This window comes from Candidatus Hepatincolaceae symbiont of Strigamia maritima, from assembly GCF_055505085.1.
The window spans coordinates 1-2396 of the sequence record NZ_DBKDTU010000104.1; the positions used below are offsets into that span (position 1 = coordinate 1).

Annotated in this window: 2 protein-coding genes; both read right to left on the reverse strand. The window is 27.7% G+C overall.

Features of this window, described 5'->3' with window-relative positions:
* Positions 1–59: 59 nt before the first annotated feature.
* Positions 60–1664, reverse strand: a complete 1605-nt coding sequence (locus ACQCX0_RS02535; protein ID WP_462562593.1) for an N-6 DNA methylase — start codon at positions 1662–1664, stop codon at positions 60–62.
* A gap of 82 nt (positions 1665–1746) precedes the next feature.
* Positions 1747–2396, reverse strand: a 650-nt coding sequence (locus ACQCX0_RS02540) for a type I restriction enzyme HsdR N-terminal domain-containing protein (protein WP_462562594.1), incomplete at its 5' end; no start/stop codon positions are given.

The following is a 2396-nucleotide window of genomic DNA, read 5'->3' on the forward strand; positions in this document are numbered from 1 at the left end:
TTAAGGTAAATAATTATAATCTATTAAAATATAAACTCTAATTATTTATTAACTATTAATTAATATTTCCCTATGATAGTGCTTAACTGAGTTCTTATATGCTCCCTATACTTTTCTATTGTTTTTATCTCTGAAGTTATCTCTTTTATTTCTTCCTCTGAGAGCAAAGGTATAATATTTTCTGAATAATCTATACCACTTATGTTAGGCATGATTGTTCCTGATACCTTGTTTCTTACTTGTAATAAATTATTTTTTTGCTTTAATAAAACATATAATGCTTCGGGGGTCATTGGTGGTATAGCTCTAAAAACAATAAAACCTGTACTTACAATAAAGTTATCCATGCTTTCTGGTATTATTGCTATATTCTCTTCACTATCTTTTACACCTGCACATATTACATCACCTGCTTTTACAACACATTTTGCTCTATCGGGAGCTGTTTCCCCTAACACTGTTTGTGCGTTAGTAATACTACCTAATTTTGTATCTACATTACTAAATGCTATGTACGAAAATTCTTGATTAGGGTATTTTTTTAAATCCTTTTTGTCTGTTACAATGTTGGCAACTGCGTTTATTTTACAATGAGGTTTATCTAATTTATGAATATGCTTTGCATAATAAAAAGAAGAGTCTATTCTTTTTTCCAAACACTCTTTTTTAATTATAAAACAAGAAGGATTTGTAGAGATTATTAAATGTTGTTTATCTCTATCATTTCTTAGAATATCGTACAGACTAGACTTTGCTAATTTAAAGTTTTCATATATTTTAGGCAAGTCATTATCGTTTATTTCCATAGCTTTTTTTGTTCTTGTTTCAAAACCAATTGTTTCAGCTATACCCATATATATAATATCTTGTTGTTCACTTTCATAACTTTTCTTTTTTAAAAAAAGTATACTACATTTACTATTAGCACCACTTGCTTTAAAAGTCCTATCAGGTAAACTAATAACTGCTTCAAGAATAGTTTTTTCTAATATAAAATCTCTAACATATTGGAGTTTTTTATTATTTAATATGCCGTCAGGAAGAAGTATTGCAATTTTACCGCCTGTTTTTGTAATAGTAATACATTTTTCTATAAATAAAATCTCTCGCAATTGTTCTTTATTCTTACCCTTTAAAGTATGTTTACCGAGTTCAAATTGACTTAACAATTTCTCATCTTTATCTTTAGCCCCAAAAGGAGGATTTGTAATAACTAAATCATACTTATCAGAACTGTTTTTTATCTCCAAACCACTACCTTGCGTAATTCCGCTATAGCCATCTCCATGTAATATCATATTCATTTTTGCTGTTCTTGCTAATCTAGGGTTTATATCTACACCATAAATAGATTCCTTTCTTAATTTGTCTAAGTAAAGAGCATCATCTTTATTTTCTGTATATAAATATTGAAAAGTATCAATTAAAAAACCACCACTACCACAAGACGGGTCTATTATCTTACATATTTTATCTTTTGTGAAAGTTTTAAGGTAAGGTAAACAAAACTCTACCATAAACTTTACAATTGTTCTTGGAGTAAAAAATTGGCCCAAAGAACCAGTAAAAGTTCTCCCTAAAAATATTTCAAAAGTTCTCCCTTTAACATCTATACTTGTACTTAATAAAGTATAATTTGCAAGTATTCTTAAAATTTCAAGCAAGGTGCTATCTTTTAAATTTATAGAATCTTCTTCAAAAAAAATATCAGGATTGTTTTTTTTAACCTCTACAAAAAGGTATGACTTAAAATAATCTCCACCCCCCCCTACGTTTTGCTAGGTTTTCTCTACTTAATTCATTTTCATACCCGTTAATCTCTTTTTTTTCATAATAAATTTTAACGAATAAAATTTTGGCTGTCTCATCAAAAGCATCTGAATTTGTTAACCCATCGTTGTCTCTTATTATATTTTCACAATTATATAAAACATCAGAAAATTTACGAATATCGTCAAATATTATTAAAGTTTTTTTTGCTTCTTCAATTTTATTTGTATTTTCATGCTCTACTTTAGATGTAATTCTTTTTTTTAAGTTATCTTTATGTAGTAAATTTAATATCTCTGGCGTACATTCCATATCGCCATCTAAAAGCAATTCATCATTTTGTACATCAAATAAAACTAATTTATTACCATCTGTAAGAATTGCATAAGGAACTCTAAGAAGTAAACCATAAGAAATAGCTTGTTTATCATAAAACCTTAAATTTTCACCTTGTTTTTTTGCATCAATTACAAATGCGGGTATATCATTAACATTAACAACTATATCAGGGAACACTGTTTTACTTCTACCAACTGATATAGGTTTTTCATACTCAATCTCATTATTATCTTGAGAGTAGCCCAAATTAGCCAAAAAAGGATTAATTTTTTTATGTATAACATCAG